Origin of the sequence: Isoptericola halotolerans (assembly GCF_045689585.1) — a bacterium.
In the GTDB taxonomy this organism is placed as follows: domain Bacteria; phylum Actinomycetota; class Actinomycetes; order Actinomycetales; family Cellulomonadaceae; genus Isoptericola; species Isoptericola halotolerans_B.
The window spans coordinates 1,678,719-1,704,274 of the sequence record NZ_CP140108.1; the positions used below are offsets into that span (position 1 = coordinate 1,678,719).

Sequence of the window (25,556 nt, forward strand, 5' to 3'; positions counted from 1 at the left end):
TCGCTCAGTGCGAGGTCAGCTCCTGCTTGCCGTGCTGCGGCGTGTCCCGTCGGACCGCAGCGATGAGCGCGGCGAGTTCCGGGACCTCGCGAGGCTCGGCGTCGAGTGCGCTGTCGACCTGGTCAAGTTCGGGAGGGGTGAGCTGGAGGACGCGGTCCCGGAGCAGGACCTCGCGGGCGTGCTCCATGGCGGCCCCGAGCACGAACGCGGATACGTCCTGCTGCTGGGCGGCAGCGGCCTCGCGGATGGTCGCGAGAGCATCCGGCGACAGTCGCATGTTGAGGCGTTCTGACCGCGCGTTGGCGGTGGGCATGGCGACTCCTCGTATCTATGGTGTACGTCTACTGTACGCACGTGGTGCGTACGTCTCAACTTGGTTCTGCTGCAGCGAACGTCGCGCGCAGGTCCTTGGTCGTGAGGAACAGGCTGAGCTCGTGGTCGAGGAACCGGCGGAACCCGTGCTTGAGGTAGAAGCAGGCAGCGTCCTCGTGGAGCGCGTGCACGACGACGATCTCGAAGCCGATGTCGTCGGCCGCTGCCACCAGCCGTTGGAGGGCGTCGAAGAGCAGCAGCTTGCCGACGCCGTGACCCTTGTAGTCGTTGTCGACCGCGAGCCGTGCAAGGAGCATCGCCGGCACTGGATAGCGGCGCTTGCGTCCCATGGCTGACTCGCCGTCGGCCGCTGACAGCTCGAACGTGCGCAGGGAGAAGTAGCCGGCGACGCGCTGCGCCTCCTCGTCGAGGAGCAACGTGGTGCGGACGTTGTCCTTCTTCTCGCTCTGGCTGGCGTACCGGGCGAGCCACTCGTTGAGCTCCGGCTCGCCGCAGTCGAACGGATGGAGCTTGATGGCCGCTGAGGTGAACGGCCGCGCGATGAGCATCGTCGTTGGTGCCTTTCCGATCGCCAGGACTCGAGCGGTCGCCACCCTACGGCGAGGCGGCGACAGGGATGTGTGCAGGTGGGAGCCGCCGTGGTCGGGTAGCGCTGCTCTCTTGCGTTCCGGCCCCGCACCGACAGCCGAGCATCCGGCCGGCTCCGGCCCGCGTCCAGGGCGCCTGCGGCGTCGCTGCGCGATGGCCTGCGGCCACCCTTGACCCGGACCTCCGCCGGCCTCCAGTGCTCCGCTATCGGCACGGCGCCTCCGAGTGTCCCCGCCGATGACTCGGCCACAGTTCGCGGCCGTGGTCGGGTGCCGATCCGTAGACTCGCGCCGTGAGCTACGTCTTCAACTCGCTTCTTGGCCGGCTTGTGGGCTATCGGCTGTACTCGGTCGAATTCGTCCTGGACTTCGTGCAACTGCACTTCGACGTCTTCCCGACAGCGGACATGCCCATGCTGACCTGCGACGTGAGCCCGACCGTCATCGTGAGCGATCGCGTGACCGCGCCAGGTCAACACGGCTGGGCTGACGCTCTCGTCGCGCTGGCCGGGCAGAGCATCACGGCAACGCACGAGGGGTTCGGCGCGGGCATCAGCATCGAGTTCGAGACTGGCGCAGTCCGACTCCGGCCGAGTGCGGACGAGGTCGTTAATCCCGAGATCGCGACGCTCAACGGCTTCGCTGATGGTCAGTGGATGTGCTGGCGCCCGACCGAAGAGGCCTTCGAGTACCTCCGCGATGTAGCGCGGGGAGCCCCGTCGGCCGACCAGCAGTGACCTGGCAAAGCTCCCGGGTCTACCTCCAGCCCGCAAGTCACCATTTTCACTCTGTTTTGCCAGCGAAACCAGCGCGAACAGGTGCAACGCGCTACACGCCCCGACGAGGCGTCGACCCAGGTCAGGGGCAAGATTGTCCCGCCCTGCCAACCACGTCCGAAGCCTGCGACTGAAGCCCACCGCTACCGCCACCCGAAGGGCCCCACCCGCACGATTCTGCGGCTGTGGGGCCCTTCGTCGTTGGGCTGTCTGTACAGCCAGTGCGGCTGGCCGCCATAGCGTCTTTCGGCTCGTCTCCACGTGAGGATCGCGTTGTCGTCCACGGTACGGGGCGGACGTGAAGCGCGGCGGGGGGGCTATGCGAGTTGCTAGACAGATCCTCTCGACCCGCATACTTTTTCTGCAGGCGGGTCAGGCTCCAGTGGAGCAAGCCGGTTGCTTCGGCCGGAGGAGCGACAGCACCACCATGACGCCGGCGAGGGCGTGCGCCGCGGGGCTCAACGCTCCCTCGCGGACGAACGCCAGTGGCAGCGGCTCGGGGCTCGCCCCTTCCATCAACCCGACACGGTTGTCGAAAGTCGAAGCGAGCGCGCTGTACGGGAAGTCGGCAGAGACCATCGCGTAGGTCGAGAGCGCGATCAGCGCAACGGTGGCCATCCAGATCGGCAGTTGGTGCCGTCGACGGGTTGCAGAGGTGTGAGCGCGCCAGGCGAGGAAGAAGGCGAGCGCCGACACGATCGCGACACCTACCGCGGACCCCAGGGGTGGTGCCGGCGGCGCGATGGCGACGACGGAGGCGCTCCAGTCGAGCGCCGCGCCCGTGACGATGGTCTTGGCGTGCAGATTCAGATAGCCCACCACGACGAGGTAGGCCACCACCACGATCACAGGGACGAGTGCTTTCAGGCCGAGGGCCACCGCCGCAGTACTGCTGCGCTCCGAATTTGTCACCCGATCCTGCCCCTTCCATGCACGCGAAGACACGCCGTCGAACGTATCGGCCGTGGTAGGCGGGGGCAACGCGGGCGACCTCGCGCCCCTCGGTCTCAGGACCGGGTTGTCCGCTGCCGGCCTACCTCCCCTCGAGGCGGCCTCGTGCCTGCTCTGGGGAACGGTCGTGTGGTCGCTGGCAGGCAACCTGATCGTCTCCCATCGAGTCGGCCGAGGGCGACACCGACGGTGATGGTGCGCAAGAGGGTTCCATCATCCGCGGCGGGTCGCCCGATTCTGGCCGCTTCGCAGGTCCGTTGCGACACCCCCCGGCTGTCGGGCGAGCTCAGCTCGAGGTGACGAGAACGCGTTGTGCGACCTGGCATCGGAACGGGTCGCCGCCGAGGTAGATCTCACGCGGCGACCCGAGCGGACGGTACGGGTCGCTGGCGGCGGCCTCTCGTGCCGCGTCGAAGAAGCGGAGGATCGTGGGGAACTGCACCTCGCCGAGCGGGACGTCGAGGTAAAGCTCCGTTCCCTCCGGCTCGACGCCGTCGGCCGTGGTGCTGTCGACCACCGGCACGCGGACCTCGATCGGCCCGTCCGACTCCCAGCTCACCTCACCGTGGTACAGGACCACGAGCGGCTGAGACCGGTCGACGTTCGCCCCGGCGCGGTGGACGAGCGCGGCGGCGGTTCGCTCGATGTGCGAGGGAAGATCGGCGGCAGTCGTCCGCAGGGTGCGTGAGACGAACGCCCAGGAGCTCACCACGCGGCTCAACGCCCGCGGCATCGTCTCGGGCGGGACCCCGTCCGCGAGGTTGCCGGCCATGCTGTCCAGCAGGGCGACGGCGCGTTGATGGGCACGAGTCGTCTCCACCCGGTATGCCTCGATGGCTTCGCGTCGCTGTTCGCCCGTGGAGTCGAGCACCGCCCCGATCCGTTCCAGCGGCATCCCGACGCGGCGGAGCAGAGCGATCGTCCGCGCACGCTCGGCCTGGGAACGGCTGTAGTAGCGGTAGCCGGTGAACTCGTCCACGAGATCCGGCAGGAGGAGACCACGCCGCTCGTACAGGCGGAGCGCCTTCGGCGACAGCCACGTCAGACGGCTGAACTCCCCGATCGACAGCCTGGCGGTCTCGCTCACCTCAGCAAGTATGCGACGTCGACCACCCACCTGCTGCGATCGGGTTCGGTCTGCGGGTCGGTGAGGAACTGCTCGGTCCGCGCCTCCCAGTGGATCCCGTCAGCTCGTTCATCGACCGCCAGGTCCAGCCCCTGGGCGTTGGCCCACTGCCACATCTCGCCGTGCACGCGACCCAACACGTCAGGCCCGCCTTCCGGGCGCGCGACGAGGTAGCGGCCGGCGGGGAGGGCGCCGGTCTCGAAGCCCTCGCCGATCTCGAGGCGTGCGGACACCGGGACCGCGACGGTGACGTCCATCGGGTCGGCGACCGTCTGCATCCGGTGGTACTGGTAGATCGGGCCGCCCTCCGGAATCCCACCTGCCGCGGCGAGCGCGGCGTAGATCTGCGGGACGAGTGCGTTCACCTGATCCCAGTGAGCGAGCTCGCCGACGGTCGACACGCCGACCCACGGGCGCTCAGGGCGCTCTTCGACGGTGAATGCGGTCATGGGTCTTTTCCTTCCGGTCGCCACCCGGCTCTCGGGTGGGCCGGTACCGATCAGACGGGTTGTCCCAGGGGCAGAGTCAACCGTGGCTCGGCGTGGTGCTCTCGGGAGCCGGCTTCGAGTCGATCGCGGACGCGTTGCGCGCCGGTGGCTGAGCGCCGATCAACGGATCGGCTGACTCCTCGCGTCCGCGTCCCGCCGTCGTTCCTTCACCAGGAGGACGACGGCCACGACGACGCCCGCGATCCCGAGGAACGGGGCGGTGAGTCCGGCCCAGGGCAGGCCCGACGAGAACGTCGAGAAGTCCCACAGGCCGTGGAGGAGCATGGCGGGGACCAGCGACCCCGTCGAGCGGAACGCCAGGTAGTACACGGATCCGAGTCCGAACTGGATGACGACCTGGAGGAACGCGAGCGATCCGATGCCGAAGAAGAAGTTGGGCAGGTGCAGCAGCGAGAACAGGGCGGTGGAGAGGAACCAGACGCCCATCTCACCGAACCGGCTGCGCAGCGCGACGAAGAGCTGACCGCGCGCGACGACCTCCTCGTTGAACCCCACCAGGATGCTGCCGATCACGAGGAGGATCCACATCGTCGTCGTCACCCTGGAGAACTCACCGAACACCAGGTTGAGGACCGCGACGACGGTCATGATCACCGGCACGACGGCGCCGCTTCTCGGGAGCCGCTTCGTGTCGCGCAGTGTCGGCCGCCACCAACCGAGGAGCGAGAGGCCGACCAGGATCACGACGAGGCCACCGCCGAGGGGTGCGACGTACCACCTCAGCAGCGTCTCTTCGCTCTCCCCGACGCGGGTGTAGTCGATGCCGTTGACGATCCAGATGGCGTAGAAGACCGCCAGGTAGGCCACGAAGAGACCGAGGCCCAGCCAGACCCGAGGACGGACGCGCAACGCTGTCGTGCCGGACGTGGTGTGCATGACGGCAGTGGAAACCATGTTGTCCGAACACGGTCAAGCGTGCCGGCACGCCGTCAGGCGATGAGCGACTGGCCGCCGTCGACGAACACCTCGGTACCGGTGACGTGGCTCGCCTCGTCCGACACGAGGTAGGCGATGGCGTCGGCCACCTGCGCGGCCTCGCCCGATTCCTGACCCGTCGTCGGGATCTGCCCCTCCGGGTACTCGGCCCGCACGCCGAGATCTTCGGTGCCACGCTGCTCGGTGTTGTCGTCGATCTCGGTGTCGATCGCGCCGGGGCACACGGAGTTGACCCGCACGCCGCGCGGCCCGAGCTCGACGGCGGCCATGCGCGCGAACGCGACCTGGCCGGCCTTGCTCGTCGCGTAGGCCGAGGCGCCGGAGTTGCTGAACGTGCGCGTCCCGTTGATGGACGCGACCACGACGACGGCACCTCCCTGCCGCACGAGCAGCGGCACCGCGTACCGCACGGTGTGGAACGTGCCGGTGAGGTTCGTGGCGATGGTGCTCGCCCACTCCTCGGGCTCCAGCTCCTCGAGCGGGGCCCAGACGCCGTTGACCCCGGCGTTCGCGACGACGACGTCGAGCCGGCCGAGCTCCTGCTCGACCCGGTCGAGCACGTCGCGCACCATGGCTGCGTCCTCGACGTCCGCCGCGACCGGGAACGCCGTGCCGCCGTCGCGCCGGATCTCCGACGCCACGTCCTCCGCGCTCGCCTGCCGGTGTCCCAGCGGGACGACCGTGGCACCCTCGCGTGCCAGGCGCACCGCGGTCGCCCGACCGATACCGGACCCGGCGCCCGTGACGAGCGCGACCTTGCCTTCCATCGTCATGGTGCTCCTTCCGTGGTCGACGCCGTCGACGCTAGCCACGGCGTCGGCACCTCGCGCGCTGGAAGCGGCCCTCGCGGCGACGGGGCACGAGCCGCGTGAGAGTCTGTGACTGCCCCATCGACCGCTTCGAGACGAGGCCGACGAGTGAGCAACGCGGGACCGCCGCCTGGCGCGGGTGAGGACGGCACGCCACGCCTGCGCGAGCTGCGCGACCGCCTCGCCGTCTCGAGCGTCGCCGACGTGGTGGCAGAGCTGGGACGGCTCGACAGGTCCGACCGAGCCGTGGCGTTCCGCCTGCTGTCGAAGGGGCGCGCCGTCGACGTCCTCGAAGACCTCGACCCCTCGCTGCAGCGCGAGATCGTCGAGGGGCTGCGCGAGGACGCCACCCAGGAGCTCTTCGGAGCCCTCGACCCGGACGACCGTGCGCCGCTCCTCGACGAGCTGCCGGCGGGGGTCGCGTCGCAGCTGCTCCACGGGTTGTCGCCGCACGAGCGTCTCAAGACGATCGCACTGCTGGGCTACCCGGAGGACAGTGCCGGGCGGCGCATGTCGCCGGAGGCGGCGAGCCTGCCGTCGGGCACGACCGTGTCCGACGCCCTGTCGCGGCTCCGTGACGTCGCCGACCAGGTCGAGACCATCTACACGGTCCCCGTGCTCGGTCAGGGACGCCGTGTCGAGGGCGTCGTGTCCCTGCGACGGCTGCTCGTGAGCCCGTCCGAGGCGCTCGTCGACGTCGTCATGTCCCGCCCGACGACGGTCCGCGCGACGGACGACTCGGTCCACGCCGCGAACGTCGTCCGCGACGGAGGGTACGTCGCCGTCCCGGTCGTCGACGCCGAGGACCGGCTGCTCGGGATCCTCACCGTCGACGACGCGATGCGGGTCCTCGAGGCCTCGGACGACGAGGACTCCGCCCGCACCGGTGGCGCCGAGCCGTTGCGCCGGCCCTACCTGTCGACGTCCGTCCTGGCGATCGTGCGCTCACGGATCGTGTGGCTGTTCGCCCTCATCGTGGCAGCGACCCTCACGGTCGGCGTGCAGTCCTACTTCGAGGCCGAGCTGGACGCGGTGGTCGCCCTCGCCCTCTTCATCCCGCTGCTGATCGGCACCGGAGGAAACGCCGGGTCCCAGGCGGCGACGACGGTGGTGCGTGCCATGGCCGTGGGTGACGTCCGCCCTGCCGACGTCCTGCGCGTCGTCGGCCGTGAGGTGCTGACCGGGGCGCTGCTCGGTGTGGCGCTCGCGCTCGTCGGCGTCGGCCCGGCGATCCTGGTCGCCGGGCCGCAGATCGGACTCGTCCTCGCGTTGACGGTGGTGTGCGTCTGTACGCTCGCCACTACCGTCGGGTCGGGTGTCCCGCTGCTGGCCCGCAAGATCGGCATCGACCCGGCGATCGTCTCCGCGCCGTTCATCTCGACGTTCGTCGACACGACGGGGCTCGTCCTGTACTTCTCCATCGCCAAGGTCGTGCTCGGCATCTGAGCCCGGACGGCGACCTCAGCTCAGGCGACGTCCCAGGTGCACGACGACGGTGTCCCCGACGTCCTTGGCCAGCCGCTTGCGCAGCTTGGCGTTGAGGGACAGCATCAGCTCACCGCGTCCCGTCGGCATGAGGCCGACGTTCTCGAGGGGGACGTCGTCGACGGTGGCGTCGACCCGGACCGAGCGCCCCGTCCCGAGGAGCTCGGCCGCCCCGGAGAGCTCGACGCACGGCCAGACCTCCCCCTTGACGTCGACGCCGATCGGCGCGGTGAACGTGTGGTCGAGAGCGTGGGGCACGGGTGTCCTCCGGTGGCTGGAGCGGGTGTTCGTCGTGTGGACCGGGTGGACCCGCCGAACTCATCGGTCGCGGAGAGTGCCGCCGTCGTGCCCTCAGCCGGCCGGGCAGTCGCGGATCGCGGTACCGGGGACCGCCGGGACGGGTCGGGCGTCCGCCTCCTCGGGCGTCAGGGCGAGCCCGTTGCGCTGGATGTCCTCGATGAGCCAGTCCATCTCGGCGATCTCGCGGTTCTGCGCCTCGATGATCTCGACCGCGAGCTCGCACACCCGCACGTCGGAGATCTGTGCGCGCTCGGACCGCGTGATGGCCAGGGAGTGGTGCGGGATCGTCGCGCTCATGAACGCCGTGTCGTCGACCGTCGCCTGGCTCCGGTCCAGGGCGGTACCACCGGCGAGGAGGACCAGGCTCGCGACGACGATCACCGCGTTCGCCTTGGTGCTCTTGTACATGTTCAGCATCCAGGCGAGCATGATCAGGCCCATGGTGCCGCCCATGGTGATCGCCATGAAGACGCGGCTCTGGCTGAAGCGCACGTGGCTCCACTCCCAGGAACCGACGAACATCACCCAGTACATGACGACCATGGCCGTGAGGATCATCGCGGCGAAGCGCAGGTACATGCCGGTCTGGTGCCCGTCGGAGCCGTGCCGGTGCTGGTCGTCCGAGTGCTGGGTCTCGGCGCGCTGAGCGCCGCCGTCGTGCTGATTCTCCGCCGGCATGGCTTCGTCCCTTCTGTCGGCACAGGATCCCGGCCCTGTCCGGGACGCTACAAGCGGGCCCGGGAGCTCGCACCGGAGCCCACGCCGGTCACGCCAGCCATGCGAGCATCCGGCCCCGCGACCAGCACCGGGCCACGGCGTCGGACAGCACCGACCGTCCGTCGAGCAGGGTCAGCCCGACGATGCTGTGCCCGGAGGCGGGCCGGTCGCCGAGCGTCGGCACCTGCGGCGCGACGCCCACGCCTTCCACCGACACCCACGCCACCGGTCGGCCCGAGGCCGCCTCGGCGAGTCGTTCGAGAAGGCGCAACCGTCTCGCGGGGGAGAACCGGGACAGCGTCCACGTGGTGGTGACGACCGGCAGGGCGTCGGCAGGGAAGTCCCCGATCGCGTCGGCGAGCACCTCGACCGGTTCGCCCTGCAGGAGGCGCGGCGGTGCCGACGCCGCCAGCTCGATCTGCGCGTCGAGCCGCGCGGCACGCTCGGCGTCGTCCGGCGGGACGCAGGCGCGCAGCCACCGGGCGTCGTCGGCGTCGGTGACGTCGACGGGGGAGCTGTCGACGACGACGCGTCCGACGACGGCGGGGATCGCCGTCGTCGGAACCGCTCGGTCTCCCACGACCGATGCCGCGAGCTGCACCGGGGATCGCAGGTCGCCCAGCGACCGCCCGTCGTCCTACGTGATGCCGACGCGGTCGACCTGAAGGTTGAACCCGGCCGGACGCCCCACGTCGACCAGGCCGACGGACTGCGCACCCGCCCTCGACGCGGCCTCGGCGACGGCCGGGTACAGCACGGTGCCCCGTCCGCTCTGGTCGGGCGGGAGGCGCCGGCTCGACGCCACCTCGACGACCGCCTCGGGCGAGTCGCGCAGCACGGCCACCGCCGCGTGCGCTGCCGCGTCGTCGTCCCCTGCGGCGAAGGCCGCGGCGATCGCCGGCGCCCGGCCGGACAGCGCGAGATCGTGCAGGGCGGCGAGGACGAGTGCGGGTCGGCGCGTCCGGGGCGGTGCCGTCTCCAGAGCGCGCAGGGCACCGGGCGACTCGCTCAGCGTGACCGCGATCCGCGCGGACAGGGGCGAGCCACCGGTGCACTCGGCCGTCGCGAAGCGTCGGTACGTCTCTTCCGCTGGAGGTGGCGACATCACGTCGAGCCTGACACCAGCTTCCCCGGAGATCTCACCACGGCCATCTGCCCGGACCGACCTTCCACGATGTGCAACGGTACCGCCGGTTGGTCCCTGGACCCGGGCCACGACGACAGCGGGTTCAGTAGACCGTCCCGTGGTCGAGGATGCGGGCGTTCACCCGCGCCTGCCAGTCGCGCTGCTCCCACATCGGATGGTGCGGTGCGGCGTTCGAGCACAGCACCACGCCCCACATGCCGTGCTCCAGCGCCGTGTCGATGCCGTGCTCGGCGAGCGCCCGGCCTGTCGCGCTCTCCTCGAAGGTGCCGTGCAGCGGCGTGTACCCCACCCAACCCTCGCCGACGACGGCGGGGACACCCTGCCAGCGCGCCCACCGGGCGATCGCGATCGTGCGGGACTCGATCTCGCGCAGCATGACCGCCTCGTACGGCGGGTAGTGCTCGGTCAGCCAGGCGTCCCAGGCCTCCGGGTCGATCCAGTCGTACCCGTAGATCATCTGGTCGGTGACGACGGTGGCGCGGTACTTCCAGTCCGCGGCGCGCCCGTAGTCGGCGACGTCGGGGGCGTCGTCGCGCAGCATCCGGGCCAGCTCCGCGTCGGGGAAGTCCGCGCTGCCCTCGGACCGGATGTCGAGCCTCTGCTGCAACGCATCCAGCACCCCGTAGCTGTACACGTGGAACTGGGCCGCACCGAGCCAGTCCGGCACCTGGTGCATCGCCAGGTGCGGCGGCTTGCCGTAGCTCGCGGTGATCACCAGGTCCGGGTGGCGCTCGCGGAGCCACCGCAGTGCCGGGACGCCCTGGTCGAGCGCCGGCAGGATCGAGAAGTCGACCTCGTTGTGGAGCTCGACGAGGGCGATCTGCTCGCGGAACCCGTGCGCGGTGAGCCATCCGATCATGCGGTCCCACGCGCCGGCGAGCGCCGCGTACCGCTGGTCGAGCGGCACCGCGTCGATCGCTTCGTACCAGGCCGACGACGCCGCGAACGCCGGCGACTGCTGGTACTCCCAGCTCGCCAGCACCACGACGATGCCGTGCCGCCGGGCCGCCTCGAACAGGGCGAGCAGGCGCTCGCGCAGGTCGGTCGTATAGCCGCCCGGTGCGTCGTACCAGCGGGTGCGGCGCCCGAAGTACCCGCCGTCGGGGGAGGGGCCGAGCCCCTGGACCTCGAGGGCGCCGGCCTGGTCGTCCAGGCCGAGGTCGCCGCAGAGCAGCAGCGGCGCGGCGCAGATCCGGATCGCGTTGTACCCGAGGGCGGCGGCGTCGGCGACGGCGGCGTCCAGGTCCTCGTAGGGGTCGCCGGGCCCGGCCTGGGTGTACCAGGAGAAGTCCCACAGGGTGATGGTGAGCCGCTGCGGCAGGTGCGCGGGCACGGGGCCGGTGAGGCTGCTCTCGTCGGCGGTGAGGTGGCCGGAGCCCAGGTAGCGCTCGGTCATGGTCGGGTCCCTTCGGTGAGCGTGCGTCCGGTGGCCGCGAGCCGCCGGAGGGTGGCGGCCGTGCGTGCCCGGGAGGCGCCGGTCCCGGTGTCGAACAGGTCCAGCTCGGGCAGCGACGTCGCGAAGTAGTCGACGTCGTCCGCGGCCTCGACGAGGGCGGCGGCCCGTTCCTCGAGCTCGCGCCACACGGCGACGGCGGCCCCCCGGTCGCCCAGGCGTGCGTGCGCCACACCGGTCCAGTACGTCTGCTCGTCCGCGGGGCGAGGGTCGACGGCGAGCGGGGTCGTGGCGCGCGCCTGCTCCCACGCCGCGCGAGCACCGTCGTCGTCCCCGGCCGCGGCGCGGCAGTCGCCGAGCAGCACCCACCGCTCCGCCGGGCGCTGCGCGGGGTGGCGTCCCTCGCCCAGGGTGCCGGGAGGCGTGAGCCCGGCCTCCAGGAACGCCGCCGCCTCGGCCGGGTCCGCCTCGGCCGTACGCCGGGCCCGTGCGCAGGACGCGCGGTCGAAGGCGGCGATCGCCCGCCCCTCACCACCTTCGAAGGGACGGAACGTGCGGCTCGTGAGGATCGTCCAGGCCGCGTCCACGTCGCCGACGTCGAGCAGCAGCTCGACGTGCCGCAGCGCGAGGTCGTCCCGCTCGTCGAGGACCTCGCCGTGGGCACGTAGCAGGTCGAGGCGGGCGGCCGGGTCGAGCCCGCGGCGTTGCGCGAGCACGTCACGCTCCAGCACGAGGCGTGCGTCCGCGCGCAGGGCGAGCGCCTGCTGCAGGGCGCGGTCGGCGAGGTCCTCGTCGTCGTCGACCGTGACGGCCGCGATCGCGAGGTTGCGCCACACGACGGGGTCGGTCGACCCGCAGGCCGTCGCGTGCAGCAGGTGGTGCAGCGCGTCGGTGGCGCGTCCGGCGTCGAGCAGCCACATGCCCAGCAGGCCCGCCGCGACGTCGTCGTCCGGGTCGGCGACGAGGGCTGCCTCGAGTGCGTCCCGCTGGTCGAGGCCGGCCGGGAAGGCGAGCGCGACCGCCGCCGTCCGGGCCTGCCGTCGCTCGTCCGCGGCCCGTGCGGCGCGTCCCGCACGGCCGAGCCAGTGGGCGCGCAGGTAGTGCCGGATCGGCCCGGCGAGGCCGCGCGCCGGGACCGCGGTGACGTCGTCGGCGGTGGCGTCGAGCGCGGCGTCGTACGCCCCGGCACGAGCCAGCTCGGCGCCGACGTCGAGCGGGGTCCGGGCGTCCCCGAACGCGCGCTGGCCGAGCAGGGCGGCCGTGGCCAGGTCGAGGGGGTCGACGGCGTGCTCGCGCTCCAGCAGCCCGCGGGCCCCCTCGGCGTCGCCGAGCGCCCGCCGCGCGAGGGCCGCGACGCGACGCGCCTCCGGGATCGTGCCGGCCGCGTCCGCCAGCCGGCGGGCGCCCTCGGCGTCGCCGCGACGCAGGGCCAGGCGGGCGCGCGCGAGCCGTGCGGGAGCGGCCCAGGCGGCGTTCCAGGCCGCCCGGCCGAAGGCGCGGTCGGCGGCGACGACGTCCCCGAGACGCTCGCACGCCAGACCCAGCAGGTAGGCCGTCTCGCCGTCGCGCGGGTTGAGGTTGCGGCGGGTGAGGCGTGCCCGTGCGGTCTCGAGCACGGTGCGGGCCGCCGCGTACTCGCCGCGGACGAGGTGCCACGACCCGAGCGCGGTCGCGGCACGGGAGTCCGCGGGGTCGCGGCGCAGCGCCTCGCGCAGGTAGGGAAGCGGCGAGCGGGTGGGGTGGCGGTACTGGTGCAGGTGCACGGCCGTGAGGTACAGCTCGTCGTTCGACGCGATCTCCGCGGGAGCGTCGGGCGCGGTCGCGACCCACGGCTCGTCGTCGGGTGCCGCGACGGCGGTCCAGGTGACCAGGGCGCGGCCGGCGGCGAGGACCTCGACCCGCTCGACGTCGTCGGCATCCACCGTCCGCACGACGGGGAGGTCGGGGCCCAGGTCGACGGTCCACTCGCCGACGACGCCGTCGGTTCCGTGGGCCCGTACCGTCGCGCCCTCGTGCGCACGGGTCGCCAGCACCCCGACCTGCACCGCACCGTCGCGGGCCGCGACCGACAGGGCCGCCTCCGTGCTCGCCTGCCGGGCCGGCCCGATGCGATGGATGGGGTACCAGTACTGGCTGAAGGTCTTGGTCTCGCCGGGCAGCAGCCAGGCGAAGTCGGGCTGGTTGTCGGTGTAGACGCCGGCCATCATCTCGACGTACGGGCCGTCGGTGTCGGTGAGCTGGTCGTCCCACGCCTGACCGAGGGGACCGTTCCCCCAGGTCCACTGCTTCTTGCCGGGAGAGATCGACCGGTCGGCCCAGTGGACGAACCCGGCCTCGGCGCGGTGGTCGTAGCCGCCGAAGAACTCCTGCTCGGTGTCCGTGACCATGTACGACGTCGGCACGGGGATGTTGGAGTAGAGGTCGATGCGGTCCGCGTCGGGCCGCCCGGCGGTCAGCGAAGGGTAGTCGACCCCGTAGTAGGGGCGGTCCGCGCGCGGGAACGTGGTGATCGCCCGCCGCGCGTGGTCGGCGACCATCGCCACGTCGTCGGGGAAGAACGACTGGTACCCCTCGTGCGCCCGGGCGGCCACGTTCGCCCACCACAGGAACGTCTGCGGCAGGTCGGTGCGGTTGTGCAGCACCACCTCCGCCTCGATGACTGAGCTGTCCGGACGCAGCCGGACGCCGTGCGTGCCGCGCATGCGCTGCAACGGGTCGAGTTCGCTGTGCCAGACGACGACGGCGCCGTCGGCCTCGCGCTCGATGCGGGTCTCCACGGGCAGGAAGGTCGCGGGCCGGTGGTGCTGCGGCCAGTTGAACTCGACCCCGCCGGAGATCCACGGCCCGGCGAGCCCGACGAGGGCCGGCTTGATGACGTTGTTGCGGTAGAAGAAGTCGTAGTCGGCGACCTTGTCGTAGCCGACGTGGATCCGACCACCGATCTCGGGCAGCAGCATCAGGCGGACGGAGGCGTTCTCGAGGTGGACGGCCTGCCAGCGTCGCGACGCCTTGGTCGCGGCGACGCTGTCGATCAGCGGCAGCGGGTAGACCTTGCCGCTCGATCCCTGGTACACCCGCCGGTCCAGGAAGAGCGGGTAGCCGTCCGGCTCGCCCGGGCGGTAGGTGTCGATCTCGACCGGCTCGCTCCAGCAGGCGACTCCGCCGTCGGCGAGGAGAGCGGCCTGGTCGGCAGGGGGGTCCGGGAGCTGGAGACGGCTGGTGGCGTCGTCGTAGGTCGGCACCCGACGAACCTACGGTGCCCGGGCAGCGGGAACCATGGTGGATCAACCAGGAGGCCTGGACGTTTCGCTGATGGACCCGTGGCATCATGCCGGCATGGAGAAAGCGGACGGGTTCGAGCACCAACGCCTGAGCGTCGTGCCGAGGCCACTGGTCGACGCCGCACTGGCGCGCCCCGGGACGCGCCGCATGCTGGTGACGGACGCCGGGTACTTCCCGCGGGCCCGGGACCACGGCCGGCATCGCCCCCAGGGGGCGCCGGAGACGATCGTCATCGTGTGCGTGGCCGGGTCCGGCTGGGTCGAGTCGGGCGGCGTGCGGACCCGGGTCGGGACGTCGACGGCGATCGTCCTGCCCGGCGGCTCGCCGCATGCCTACGGTGCGTCGCCCGACGATCCCTGGACGATCTGGTGGTGTCATGTGCGCGGCACCGATGTGCCGGAGCTGGTCGGGGCCATCGGTGCGCGCCCCGATGCCCCCGTGGTCTCGTTGCGCGCGGTCGAGACCGTCACCGCGCTCCTGGACGAGATCGCCGTCACCCTCGCACGCGACACGACGCCGGCACGCCTGCTCACGACCGCGGGCATCGCCTGGCGCCTGCTCACGCAGCTGGCCGTCGACCGGACGCTGGCCGAGCAGGGCACGCCCCTGCAGCGGGCGATGCGGTACCTGGAGGAGCGGATCGACGGGCGCATCCAGGTTCCCGAGCTCGCCGCGATGGTGGGGATCTCCCCCTCGCACCTGGCCTCGTTGTTCCGGGAGGCGACCGGGGGAGGGGTGCTCGCGCACCACACCGCGCTGAAGATGGCGCGGGCACGGGTCCTCCTGGACACCACCGACCTGCCGGTCGCCGATGTCGGCCGGCAGGTCGGCATGGACGACCCGTTCTACTTCTCGCGCCAGTTCCGCAGGATGCACGGCGTGAGCCCGCGGGGATATCGCGAGACGCGCAAGGGGTGAGGCGTCAGCCCTTCGACGCGCCCGACGTCAGATCGGCTCGCCAGAACCGCTGCAGGGCGATCATCAGGACCACCAGGAGGACCGCCGACACCGCCGACCCCGTGACCACGAGCTGGTAGAACATCGGGTCTCGCTGGGTCTGCGAGTTCCACAGGGTCAGCCCCAGGGTCACGGGGAAGGTCTGGGTGTCGTTGAGCATCACGAGGGGCAGGAGGTAGTTGTTCCAGATCGTGACGAACTGGAACAGGAAGATGGTGACCAGCGCCGGGCTCATCATGCGGGTGGCGATCGCGGCGAAGATGCGCAGGTCGCCGGCGCCGTCGAGCCGTGCGGCCTCGACCACCTCGTCGGGCACGCTGGCGTTCGCGTGGATGCGGGCCAGGTAGACGCCGAACGGGCTCACCATGCTCGGCAGCAGGACGGCCCAGTAGGTGCCGGTGAGCCCGACGCTGTTGAGCAGGAAGTACAGCGGCAGCGCGATCACGGTGGCGGGGACGAGGACGCCTCCCAGGATCAGGGAGAAGAGCATCTCGCGGGCGGGGAAGAGGAACTTCGCGATCGCGTAGCCGCACGCCGCCGAGATGATCGTCGCCACCAGTGCGCCGAACCCGGAGTAGACGATGCTGTTGACGACCCACCGGGAGAAGATGCCGTCGCTCTCCGTGAAGAGCCCGACCAGGTTCGACCACGCCTGGGGGCCGTCGGAGAACCACAGCCCGAACGTGGAGAACAGGTCGCCGGGGGACTTCGTGGCGGCCACCAGGACCCATACGAGCGGCAGGAGGAAGTAGACGGCGGCCACGACGAGGGCGCCGTTGACCGCCAGGGTGCTGACCGTGGGGGTCGATCGGCGCGGGGCGGTCACCATGCGCGGTTCCCCTTCCTGTTGACGAGGCGAAGAAAACCGAAGGAGAACATGAACCCGAGCACCGCGACGATCACGGCCATCGCGGCGGCGAGGTTGGGGTTGCCCTGCGAGAACGCCTGGTTGTACGCCGCGAGGTTCGGCGTGTAGGTCGAGCTGATCGCCGTCGTCAGCGGTTGCAGCACGAGCGGCTCGACGAAGAGCTGGAGCGTGCCGATGATCGTGAAGACGGTCACGAGGATCACAGAGGGGCGCACGAGCGGCAGCTTGATGTGCCAGGTGATGGCCCACATCGAGGCCCCGTCCATGCGGGCCGCCTCGCCGAGCTCCGCGGGGATGGCGTCGAGCGCGGCCATGAGGATGACCATGTTGTATCCCGCGAAGCCCCAGAGCGCGATGTTGGCTATCGCGAACAGGACGTTGCCGCTGGCGAGCGGCTGGACGTCGAGGCCGACGCTCGCGAGCACCTGCAGGACCGGGCTGGTCGCCGGGATGTAGAGGAACCCCCACAGCAGCGTGGCGATCACGCCGGGCACGCCGTACGGCGCGAACGCCAGCACGCGGAAGAAGCGCGGTGCTCGGGCGCGTCCGCTGTCCAGGAGCAGCGCGAGCCCGAGGGCGGTGACGACCATGAGCGGCACCTCGATCGCCGCGAACGCGAGGAGGCGCCCGAGGCTGGCGACGAAGTCCGGGTCGGTCAGTGCACGCCCGTAGTTGTCGAGAAGGACGAACGTGGTCTCGGGGGCGCCGAGCCCGAGCCCGGAGCTGCGCGTCGACAGCAGGCTCTGGACGATCGCGTAGACGATCGGCGCGACGAAGAACAGCAGGAACATGACGACGAACGGCAGCAGGAGCACCCAGAGGGCGGGCCGGCGCTGCGGTCGACGTCGCACAGGCGAGGTGGTAGTCACGAGGGCCCTTCCCGACGGCGGGGACCGGAGCGTCCGGCCCCGGTCCCCGCCGCGTGGCGTCAGTTGACCGAGATGCCGCGCTCCTCGAGCGCTGCCACCATGTCGGTCTGCGTCTGTCGGTAGGCGTCGACGAGCGGCGTGCCCGTGTCCACGGCGTTCTTGACGTTGTCCGTGAGCGAGGCGAAGAGCGTCGACGAGAGCGGCGGCCACGTCCACGACGTGTCCACCGCGGCGTCGGACTCCGCGAAGACGTCCCAGATGTCCTGGCCGCCGTAGAACGCGAACACCTCCGGGTCGTCCTGGAGGGACGCGATCTCGCTGGTGTCGGCGACGGCCGGCCAGCCGGCGCCGACGTTGGTGAGGATGTCGACGCTCTCCGGGTCGGAGTTCAGCCAGAGGGCGAACTCCGCGGCGGCCTCCGGGTGCTCCGACCCCTTCAGCACGGCGCTGGCCGATCCGCCCGCCCACGTCGCCGAGACGTCCTCGCCGGCGGACCACTGCGGCACCGCACCGACGGCCCAGTTCCCCGCCGTGTCAGGTGCCGTCCCGCGCAGGATCGCGTCGGCCCACGACCCGGAGATCCACGTGACGATGTTGCCGTTCTGGAGGTCCGCGTTCCACTCGTTGGAGAAGTCCGCCTCGACCTTGACCAGGTCCTCGTCGATGAGCTTCTGCCAGAACTCGGCGACGGTCAGCGTCGTCTCGTCGTCGATCGACACCGTCCAGGCGTCGTCCTCCGCGGTGAACCACTCGGCACCGCCCTGCTGCGACAGACCGATGAGCCACGGCGCCTGGTTGAACGCGAAGGCCGTGATGTAGCGGTCGGGGTCCGACTCGCGGATGACCTTGGCCGCCTCGTAGTACTCCTCCCACGTCTCGGGGTACTCGATCCCGAGGTCCTCGAAGATGTCCTGCCGGTAGAACTGCCCGAGCGGACCGGAGGCCTGGGGCACGGCGTAGACGCGGTCGCCGAAGACGCCGGACTGCCACTGCCAGGGCACGAACGTGTCCTCGGCGTGCGCGACGTGGTCGGTGATGTCCTCGAGCGCGTCGTTGACCAGGAAGTCGGGGATCGCGTCGTAGCCGAGCTGGACGACGTCGGCGGGGTCGCCGGCCTGCACGGCGGAGAGCATCTTCGCGTACCCGCCGTCGGGTCCGGCGGTGATGGTCTCGAGGGTCACCTGGATGTCGTCGTGCGAGGCGTTGAAAGCGTCGACGGCCTGGTCGATGTTCGGTACCCAGGACTGGAAGGTGAGGTCGACGGGCTCGTCGGCACTCCCGCCGTCGGACCCGGCGGAGCACCCGACCAGCGTCACGGCGGCTGCGGCCCCACCGGCGATCAGCGTGGTGAACCTCGCGCGGCGCGCGGCATAGATGGACATACAAGCTCCTTTGCGTGCAGGCGGGACACCTTCGTCAGAGGTGGTGCAGGCCCGACGATATGTATGTCCCGGCGCGCCGGTACATGGGTGATGCGACGCGTCACCTGGATGATCGGACGCTCTGCATCGCCCCCAGGCTCTCGCCGCTTGGTCGTCGCCTTCGCCTCGCCGATCACGACGATCGGCGCCTTGCCGTCGTGGCGCCGTCGCCCGCGCGGGAGCGCGACGACGTCCAGCTCGTGCTGGGAGCGACCCTTGCTGTCGTTGACGACGGCCGGGCCGACCTCGCCGACGGGTGTTCCCCACCGGTCGCCGGAGAACCGTGCGGCCCAGACGCGGGCGAGGTGCTCGAAGTGCGGGCCGAGCACCTGCGCGGAACAGCTGGCCTCCGCCGCGTGCCAGGCGGCCGTCACGTCGCGCTCCTCGAGGAGCGTCCGGTGGGGGTCGGGGTGCGGCTCGCGGCGGCCTCTCGGGCTACGTGGCCCGCGCCAGCGGCTCGGCGTCGACCTGCGACAGCTCCAGGTCGAGCCGCCCGACGCCGGAGCCCCGCAGGTCGTCGACGACCGCGCGCACCAGCCCGGGCAGGAAGTCGCGGCCTCGGCGCAGCGCCCACGGGACGCCGGCGACGGCGAGCCACGCGGCCCGCTCCCACGCCGGTGGCGGGGGCGGCGGAGCGGGCAGCCGCGAGAGCTCGGGCAGGGCCACGTGCAGCGCACGGCCGGCGGTCACCGCGAGGTGTCGGTGGCCCAGGGGAGAGGGATGCACCCGGTCGACGTACCAGGCACCGTGCCCGAGGGGCTGCACGGCCGCGGCGACGTCGAACACCACGACGCCGGGCCCGTGGCTCGCCGCCACGGTGCGGACGACGGCGTTGACGGCATCGATCCGTGCCCGCATGACCCGGCGGACCCGGCCTCCGCACAGCTCGAACAGGCCGATGGGCGGCAGGGTCGCGAGGACGACGGCGGCGCCCTGGCCTCGCAGGGCGCCGACGCAGGTGGTGAGCCGCCGGGCGACGTCCGCGGGGGCGAAGTCGCTGCGCAGCGCGTCGTTGCCGCCGATCACGAGCGTCGCGAGGTCGGCCCGTGCCGTCAGGGCGAGGTCGAGCTGCTCCTCGACGACGGTCCGGGTGCGAGCCCCGTTGCGCGCCAGGTTCTCGAACCGGTCCGTCCTCGCCAGCAGCGCGAGGTGCGCCGCCCAGCCGGGGCCGTGTTCGGCGTCGGGTCCGACGGCGTCGCCGACACCCGCGGTGATCGAGTCGCCGAGCGCGACGACGGCGGGCCCGCTCACCACGCACCCCCCGCTGTGGGCATGAAATCTACCGGTCGGGGCCGGTCCAGAGCTGGAGATTTCATACCCACAACGGACGGCGGGGTGGCGTGGAGGGCCAGCATCGCCGAACCCGTGGCCGACCAGGGGAACAGCTCGGCCCGCGCGCGAGCCACTGTCCGCCGGTGCCCCGCCGGCCGGGTGAGCACGTCGCGGATCGCCACGGCGAGGGCGGCCGGCTCGGGGGCAGCGCTCGCGCCGGCCGTCGCGACCACCTCGGGCAGCGCGCTCGTCGCCGAGCACACCACCGGCGTCCCGGAGGCGAGCGCCTCCAGCGCCGCCAGCCCGAACGTCTCGATCGGCCCGGGGGCGACGACGACGTCGGCGCTCGCCAGCAGTGCGGCCACCTGGTCGCGGTCGGGCACGAACCCGAGGAACCGGTGCGGCACGCCGAGCCGCTCGGCACGTTCCCGCAGGCCGGCGAGCCGCGGCCCGCTGCCGGCCACCACCAGCCGCACCGGCACACCGTCGGCGGCCAGGCGCCCCACGGCCTCGACGGCGAGGTCGACACGCTTCTCCCGGGACAGCCGGCTCATCACCAGCACGACCGCCTCGCCGTGCGGAGCCACCTGTCGCCGCAGCGCGGCGTCGAACCGGTCCGGGCTGAACCGGTCGAGGTCGACGCCCAGCGGTACCCGGTGCAGCGGGGGCAGCGTCGCCGTGCCCGCCCGCCCGGGCCGCGTGCCGCCGTCGGCCGCCGCGGAGCGTCCGGCGCGTCGCCCGGCGAGGCGCTCCACCTCCCCGGCGGCGAACTGCGTCGTGGCGACCAGCCGGTCGAACCGGCCGAGCGTCGTGAGGTTCCACCGGTCCGCCACCACCGGTGCCAGCCGGTGCCCGACGCCGCCCGGGCGCGCCCCGCTGCCCGCCCCGGGCCAGAACGCCGACAGCACGCCGTCGAGACGCTCGTGCAGCATGAGCAGCGAGGGCACCTCGGCCTCGCGCGCCCACAGGCCGAGGCCGGTGAGGGAGGCGCGGTCGGAGACCTCCAGCCGGTCCGGGGCCAGCGCGTCCAGCACGGAGCGCACGGCGCCGGGCCGCACCACCATCCGGTAGCCGGCCACGCCGGGTACGCGCGGCGCGGCCACCTGCACCACCCGGACGTCGCCGACCCACCGCACCGCCGCCGTCGGACCCGGCACCACCAGCACCGGCTCGTGGCCGCGGGCGAGGTACTCGTGCGACAGGGCGTGCATCGCGGTGCGGATCCCGCCCGACCGCGGGGCGTACGCGTTGGCGACGTGCACGATCCGCACGGCTCACACCTCCGTGGCGATCCGGATGACGCTCTCGTAGTGCTGGACGAGGTCGTGGCAGATCTTCGCCCAGGTTCGCCCGAGGGCGCGTTCGCGGGCGGCGCTGCCGAACGCCCGCCGTTTGCGGGCGTCGCCCAGCAGGTCGTCGACGTGGGCCCGCATCGCGGCGTGGTCGCCCGGCGGGTACAGCCAGCCGGTGTGCGAGTGCGCGACGACGTCGATCGGCCCGCCCGCGGCCGGCGCGACGACGGGCACCCCGGAGGCGTTCGCCTCCTGCAGCGTCTGGCCGAACGTCTCCAGCTCGCCCGGGTGGACGAACACGTCGAGGCTCGCCATCGCTCGCGCCAGCTCCTCGCCCCGCAGCAGCCCGGTGAAGTGCGCGTCGGGCAGCAGCTCCTCGAGCAGCGCGCGCTCGGGCCCCTCGCCGACGACGACGAGCCGGACGTCCTCGCGCCCGGACAGGACGCGCAGGGCCTCGACCTGCTTCTCGGCAGCGAGCCGACCGACGTACCCGACGAGCAGCGGTCGGCCGGCGCCGACCTCGCGCCGCCAGGCTTCGTCGCGGGCCGCGGGCCGGAACTGCACGGTGTCCACGCCGCGCCCCCAGCGGTGCAGGCGGGGGACGCCCCGGGCGCGCAGGTGGTCGATGGTGGGCGTCGACGGCGCCAGGGTCACCGAGGCGCGCTCGTGGAGGTTGCGCACCCGTCGCCACAGCAGCGGCTCCAGGTGCCGCATGCCGTACCGGGCGGCGTAGCCGGGCACCTCGGTCTGGTAGACGGCGACGGTCGGCACGCCGAGCGCCTCGGCGGCCTGCATCCCGCGCCAGCCGAGCGTGAACGGCGAAGCGAGGTGGACGACGTCGGGACCGAACGCCGCGAGCGTGCGCTCGATGCGGGCGCGCTGCCCGACGACGACGCGCACGTCGGCGTACCCGGGCAGCCCCACGGAGGGGATCTCGACGACGGGAGCGCCGTGCACGAACGGGGGGACGTCGGCCTCGTCGGAGTCGGGGGCGAGGACCAGGGCCTCGTGCCCGCACCGCTGGAGGTGTTCGAGGACCCGCAGCACGGAGTTCGTGACCCCGTTGACCTGCGGGAGGAAGGACTCTGCGACGATCGCTACCCTCACGCTCCGCACTGTCACGGCCCAGGGTGACCGGTGGGCGTGCGGGGGGCGACGTGTCGGGGTCGATGTCCCGAACGGCGGGGAAACGTTGAGGCGGAACTACGCGGACCGGGCGACGCAGCGTCCAGGAGGGTGCTGCCCGGTGCGGCGGGCCTCAGGTGCGCTGGTCGGCCGTGACGAGGTCCTCCCGCAGGTGCCGGGCGTATCCACCCGGCGTCCGCCCGACGAGGCGCGCGGAGGTGAGGACCTCGCAACCGGCGTCCGCGACGACGTGCGCACCCGACCGTCGCGCCTGGAGCACCAGCCCGACGTCCTCGTGCTCCTGCACGGGGGCGAACCCGCCCGCCGCGAGGTAGGTGGACAGGCGCACACCGAGGTTCGCGCCGTGCACGTGGCCGTTGGCGCTGTGGGGGTCGTGCGTGGCGAGCCAGGCGGCGGCCCGGTCGGGGGAGAGCTCGTCGAGGCGGGGACGGACGGTACCGACCACGACGTCGGCCCCTGCCCGGGCGAGGTCGACCTGCCGGACGAGCCAGTGCTCGGGAACCTCCGAGTCGGCGTCCGTGCAGGCCAGCCAGGTAGCGAGCGGATCGACGGGGCGCCCGGCGGCCGCCGCCCGCCGGCGGGCCGCCTCGACGCCGGCGTGCCGGGCCGCTCCCACGCCCGACGCGGGAGTCGTCACCACCGCCAGGCCGGAGCCGTGGGCGACGGCGGCACTGCCGTCCGTACAACCGTCCAGGACGACCACGGTCTGGACCCGGAGGTCGGGGCAGGTGCGGCGCAGCCGGGCGACGGCGCGCTGCAGCGCGCCCAGGCACATGCCGAGCAGCTCCTCCTCGTCGTGCACCGGCACGACGACGTGGACGGCGCCGAGGGCGGGACGCCCGCCGCCGCTCACAGCAGCCCCGTGGCGCGGGCCACCGACGTCGCCGGGCCGGGCACGTGCACCTCCAGCAGGAAGTCTTCCTCCTCGTGCCGCGCCAGGACGGTCAGCTCGTCGCGGTCCCGGAGCCGGGCATGGACCTCGTCCCCGCTCAGCGGGTACTCGGGCACGTCGTGGCGCCAGTGGCACGCGACGACCGCTCCGTCCGGGGCGAGCGACCCCACCACCCGGTCGAGCGCGCGGTCGAGGTCGTCGGAGCCGTAGTAGTAGAGCACCTCCGAGAGCACCACGAGGTCGAACGCGCCGGCAGGCCACTCGTCCGGGGTGTCGAGCCGGGCGAGCTCGACGGCCTCGCCGAGGCGCCGGCGGGCGGCGTCGAGCGGCGCGTCGGCGACGTCGACGCCGACGAGGCGGTCGCAGCGTGCGGCCAGGTCGGCGGTGAGCACGCCGGTCGAGCACCCGAGCTCGAGGCCCGCGCGGAACCGTTGCCGCGGCAGCGCGGCGAGCAGCAACGCACGCTTGCGCTCCTCGTACCAGCGCGACTCGAATCCCCACGGGTCGTCCCGGCCCGTGTAGAAGCGGTCGAAGAAGTCACGGCCGAGCGACGTCGTGGGGTCGGCCCGCAGCGGGGCCTCGGTGCCCGCGGTCACGAACACCTCGACGGACCGGGCGGCGTGCCGCAGCATCTCGGACCCGAGCACCGGGGGGACGCCGGGTGCGAACGGCTGGACCTGGCTCGCATGGGCCGCCAGGGCCTTGGACTTCGCCGCGGACTCCTCGGCCGTCAGTGCCAGGGCGCGCAGGCGGTCCCAGGGTCCCGAGGCGTCCTCGGGGTCTCCCCAGTGCCACCACCAGACGGGGTACTCGACCAGCACCGCGCCGCGCCGGGACGCGAGGTCGGCAGCCACCTCGCCGGCGATGCGGTGGTCACGGTGACCGTCGCCCCGCCAGGGTGCGGCCAGCGCGACCCGCCCGCCGTCGGCGGTGCCGAGGGCGACGTCGATCACGGCGTCGAGCGCCGCCGCGAGCTCGCGGCGGCGCTCCCGCAGCCCGCCGTCGGGCAGGCCCAGCAGGACGAGCCGGGCCGTGCCGGACAGCGCGGCCAGGGCGGTGACCACCTCGCGGCGCCGGACGGCGCGCAGCTCGTCGGTCGGCACGGTGCCCCGCTCGTGCGAGGCCTCGCCGTCCGTCGCCACGACCACCGTGGTAGGCACACCGCCGCTCGCGAGCCGGCGGATCAGACCGGCCGCGCCGAAGGACTCGTCGTCGGGATGGGCGGCGACCACCACCAGCGCGTCGACCGGTGGCAGGTGCAGCGGCTCCGTCCGCTCGAGGATCCCGGCCCGGACCCACGCGTCCTCCGAGGTGCCCGGGTCGCGGTGGTCGAAGGTCACCACGGCTGCCCCTCCCCGGCGAGCAGGGCCCGGCCCTGCGAGGCCTCGTCCCGCTCGCCGTGGTGCTGGCGCACGTACAGGCCCAGGTCGGCCACCCGTCGCGCGAACGTCTCGTCGGTGGTGAGCGGGCCCGGGCCGAGGGCACGGGCGCAGCGCCGCTGCACCGTCTCGACCGCGTCGGCGACGACGGTACGCACCCGCCGCGCCAGGAGCGCGGACGCCTCACCCTCGACACCGGCGTCCACCTGGGCGGCCGCCTCCGCGAGCGCGGCACGCGAACCGCCGAGCGCGACGTCGACGGCGCCGAGGTGCGACTGGGCGAGCGGGTCGGGCCGGCGGTGCCGCAGGGTCTCGAACAGCGTCCGTGCCAGCCCGACGGCACCGCCCCACCAGCAGGCGGCGACGCCGATCCCGCCCCAGGCGAAGCCCGGGCGGTCGAGGTACCAGCCCGGTGCCCCGACGGGGACCGCCGGGGCACCGGCGAAGTGCACGGGCGAGCTGACGACCTGTGCCAGGCCGCGGGCCACCCACGGCCCGCCGTCCGGCTCGACGTCGTCGGAGCGCAGGCCCACGGCGAACAGGCGACGCTCGTCGCCGACCCACGCGGTGACGAGCGCATGGCTGAGGTGGGTGGCGAGCGAGCACCACGGCTTGGTGCCGGTCAGTGTCCACCCGGTCGCCCCGGACCCGGTGGGCTCCGCCACGAGCCGGACGTCGGGCCCTTCCGCAGCGAAGACGCCCCACGTGGCGGAGGTGCCGGCGCCCAACGCCCCGAGGTCCACGCCACCCGGAACCTGCGCGAGGACGGCGACGGCGTCGAGGTGCGGTTCGAGGACGCGGGCGGCACCGACGTCCGCGGCCGCGACCGAGGCCAGCGCGGACCACAGCTCGACGGTGCGGCCGTCTCCGGGAAGGGGCAGGCGTGGGGCGGTGCGCGCGGCCCAGTCGAGCAGCGGGACGACGGCGGTGGCATGGCGGGCGGCGTGGGCCAGGTCCTCGGCGTCGAGCAGCGGCGGGCCGTCCTGCGGAGGCAGCCCGTCGGCGGGGCGGAGGCTGACGGGCCGCGGTGCGGCAGGACCTGGCAACGGGAACCTCCCGGGGTCGGTGGTCGGACGCCTCAGGTTCAGGGCGGGTGCCCGTGCACGCAA

The 25,556-nt window shown here is 72.8% G+C and carries 24 protein-coding genes and 1 pseudogene; 3 read left to right on the forward strand and 22 right to left on the reverse strand.

All coding sequences use genetic code 11. The annotated features are described in order from the left end of the window. Positions 1-4: 4 nt before the first annotated feature. Positions 5-313: a DUF1778 domain-containing protein gene (locus tag UQW22_RS07815; RefSeq protein WP_407320342.1), complete on the reverse strand. Its 309-nt coding sequence runs from the start codon at positions 311-313 to the stop codon at positions 5-7. A 55-nt stretch (positions 314-368) separates the two neighbouring features. Then, positions 369-881, reverse strand: coding sequence for a GNAT family N-acetyltransferase (locus UQW22_RS07820; RefSeq protein ID WP_407320343.1), 513 nt, complete (start codon positions 879-881; stop codon positions 369-371). A gap of 332 nt (positions 882-1,213) precedes the next feature. Between UQW22_RS07820 and UQW22_RS07825 the strand changes: the two genes are divergently transcribed. Next, on the forward strand, positions 1,214-1,657 hold the full coding sequence (locus UQW22_RS07825; RefSeq protein ID WP_407320344.1) for a hypothetical protein: 444 nt from the start codon (positions 1,214-1,216) through the stop codon (positions 1,655-1,657). Positions 1,658-2,068: 411 nt separating this feature from the next. Here UQW22_RS07825 and UQW22_RS07830 read toward each other — a convergent pair whose 3' ends face one another. The 5 genes from UQW22_RS07830 to UQW22_RS07850 all read right to left on the reverse strand — a co-directional run bounded on the left by UQW22_RS07830 (position 2,069) and on the right by UQW22_RS07850 (position 6,030). Continuing rightward, on the reverse strand, positions 2,069-2,641 hold the full coding sequence (locus UQW22_RS07830) for a hypothetical protein (RefSeq protein ID WP_407320345.1): 573 nt from the start codon (positions 2,639-2,641) through the stop codon (positions 2,069-2,071). A gap of 292 nt (positions 2,642-2,933) precedes the next feature. After that, positions 2,934-3,734, reverse strand: a complete 801-nt coding sequence (locus UQW22_RS07835) for a MerR family transcriptional regulator (RefSeq protein ID WP_407320346.1) — start codon at positions 3,732-3,734, stop codon at positions 2,934-2,936. Next, entirely contained in the window at positions 3,731-4,222 is a 492-nt protein-coding gene (locus UQW22_RS07840) for a GyrI-like domain-containing protein (protein ID WP_407320347.1), read from the reverse strand. The genes UQW22_RS07835 and UQW22_RS07840 overlap by 4 nt, the downstream gene beginning before the upstream one ends. Before the next feature lie 159 nt (positions 4,223-4,381). Continuing rightward, positions 4,382-5,158, reverse strand: coding sequence for a CPBP family intramembrane glutamic endopeptidase (locus UQW22_RS07845; protein WP_407320348.1), 777 nt, complete (start codon positions 5,156-5,158; stop codon positions 4,382-4,384). Between the two features lie 53 nt (positions 5,159-5,211). Beyond that, positions 5,212-6,030 (reverse strand): SDR family oxidoreductase, encoded by an 819-nt coding sequence (locus UQW22_RS07850; protein WP_407320349.1) that lies wholly within the window; start codon positions 6,028-6,030, stop codon positions 5,212-5,214. A 105-nt stretch (positions 6,031-6,135) separates the two neighbouring features. Between UQW22_RS07850 and mgtE the strand changes: the two genes are divergently transcribed. Beyond that, positions 6,136-7,473: a magnesium transporter gene (gene mgtE, locus UQW22_RS07855; RefSeq protein WP_407320350.1), complete on the forward strand. Its 1,338-nt coding sequence runs from the start codon at positions 6,136-6,138 to the stop codon at positions 7,471-7,473. Positions 7,474-7,488: 15 nt separating this feature from the next. Here the strand turns inward: mgtE and UQW22_RS07860 are convergent, their stop codons facing one another. From UQW22_RS07860 to UQW22_RS07880, 5 genes and pseudogenes are all read right to left on the reverse strand, one after another. Then, the gene (locus UQW22_RS07860; RefSeq protein WP_407320351.1) at positions 7,489-7,770 is read right to left on the reverse strand and encodes a DUF1905 domain-containing protein; all 282 of its coding nucleotides are present in this window, start codon (positions 7,768-7,770) and stop codon (positions 7,489-7,491) included. Positions 7,771-7,863: 93 nt separating this feature from the next. Then, positions 7,864-8,490 (reverse strand): DUF305 domain-containing protein, encoded by a 627-nt coding sequence (locus UQW22_RS07865; protein WP_407320352.1) that lies wholly within the window; start codon positions 8,488-8,490, stop codon positions 7,864-7,866. 88 nt (positions 8,491-8,578) lie between these two features. Next, positions 8,579-9,634: pseudogene (locus UQW22_RS07870) on the reverse strand (DUF2332 domain-containing protein). A 124-nt stretch (positions 9,635-9,758) separates the two neighbouring features. After that, on the reverse strand, positions 9,759-11,072 hold the full coding sequence (locus UQW22_RS07875) for a cellulase-like family protein (RefSeq protein WP_407320353.1): 1,314 nt from the start codon (positions 11,070-11,072) through the stop codon (positions 9,759-9,761). Further along, positions 11,069-14,311: a DUF5107 domain-containing protein gene (locus tag UQW22_RS07880; protein ID WP_407320354.1), complete on the reverse strand. Its 3,243-nt coding sequence runs from the start codon at positions 14,309-14,311 to the stop codon at positions 11,069-11,071. The genes UQW22_RS07875 and UQW22_RS07880 overlap by 4 nt, the downstream gene beginning before the upstream one ends. 94 nt (positions 14,312-14,405) lie before the next feature. On the opposite strand from UQW22_RS07880, the gene UQW22_RS07885 reads away from it, so the two are divergent. Next, positions 14,406-15,269, forward strand: a complete 864-nt coding sequence (locus UQW22_RS07885) for a helix-turn-helix domain-containing protein (protein WP_407320355.1) — start codon at positions 14,406-14,408, stop codon at positions 15,267-15,269. A gap of 4 nt (positions 15,270-15,273) precedes the next feature. Here UQW22_RS07885 and UQW22_RS07890 read toward each other — a convergent pair whose 3' ends face one another. From UQW22_RS07890 to UQW22_RS07935, 10 genes are all read right to left on the reverse strand, one after another. Then, complete coding sequence (locus UQW22_RS07890; RefSeq protein ID WP_407320356.1) at positions 15,274-16,137, reverse strand: carbohydrate ABC transporter permease; 864 nt, start codon at positions 16,135-16,137, stop codon at positions 15,274-15,276. Continuing rightward, on the reverse strand, positions 16,131-17,027 hold the full coding sequence (locus UQW22_RS07895) for a carbohydrate ABC transporter permease (protein ID WP_407320357.1): 897 nt from the start codon (positions 17,025-17,027) through the stop codon (positions 16,131-16,133). Before UQW22_RS07895 ends, UQW22_RS07890 begins: the two co-directional genes overlap by 7 nt. A 77-nt stretch (positions 17,028-17,104) precedes the next feature. Beyond that, positions 17,105-18,427 (reverse strand): ABC transporter substrate-binding protein, encoded by a 1,323-nt coding sequence (locus tag UQW22_RS07900; protein ID WP_407320358.1) that lies wholly within the window; start codon positions 18,425-18,427, stop codon positions 17,105-17,107. Next, positions 18,385-18,840 (reverse strand): hypothetical protein, encoded by a 456-nt coding sequence (locus tag UQW22_RS07905; RefSeq protein WP_407320359.1) that lies wholly within the window; start codon positions 18,838-18,840, stop codon positions 18,385-18,387. Before UQW22_RS07905 ends, UQW22_RS07900 begins: the two co-directional genes overlap by 43 nt. A gap of 61 nt (positions 18,841-18,901) precedes the next feature. After that, positions 18,902-19,717: an SGNH/GDSL hydrolase family protein gene (locus UQW22_RS07910; protein WP_407320360.1), complete on the reverse strand. Its 816-nt coding sequence runs from the start codon at positions 19,715-19,717 to the stop codon at positions 18,902-18,904. Further along, positions 19,714-21,009 (reverse strand): glycosyltransferase, encoded by a 1,296-nt coding sequence (locus UQW22_RS07915; protein WP_407320361.1) that lies wholly within the window; start codon positions 21,007-21,009, stop codon positions 19,714-19,716. The genes UQW22_RS07910 and UQW22_RS07915 overlap by 4 nt, the downstream gene beginning before the upstream one ends. A gap of 3 nt (positions 21,010-21,012) precedes the next feature. After that, positions 21,013-22,137, reverse strand: a complete 1,125-nt coding sequence (locus tag UQW22_RS07920; protein WP_407320362.1) for a glycosyltransferase family 4 protein — start codon at positions 22,135-22,137, stop codon at positions 21,013-21,015. A 151-nt stretch (positions 22,138-22,288) separates the two neighbouring features. Beyond that, a complete protein-coding gene (locus tag UQW22_RS07925) occupies positions 22,289-23,029 on the reverse strand; it encodes a glycosyltransferase (RefSeq protein ID WP_407320363.1) in 741 nt (246 codons plus the stop codon). After that, on the reverse strand, positions 23,026-24,408 hold the full coding sequence (locus tag UQW22_RS07930; RefSeq protein WP_407320364.1) for a PIG-L family deacetylase: 1,383 nt from the start codon (positions 24,406-24,408) through the stop codon (positions 23,026-23,028). Before UQW22_RS07930 ends, UQW22_RS07925 begins: the two co-directional genes overlap by 4 nt. Next, complete coding sequence (locus tag UQW22_RS07935; protein WP_407320365.1) at positions 24,405-25,493, reverse strand: acyl-CoA dehydrogenase; 1,089 nt, start codon at positions 25,491-25,493, stop codon at positions 24,405-24,407. Before UQW22_RS07935 ends, UQW22_RS07930 begins: the two co-directional genes overlap by 4 nt. Between the last annotated feature and the right edge of the window lie 63 nt (positions 25,494-25,556).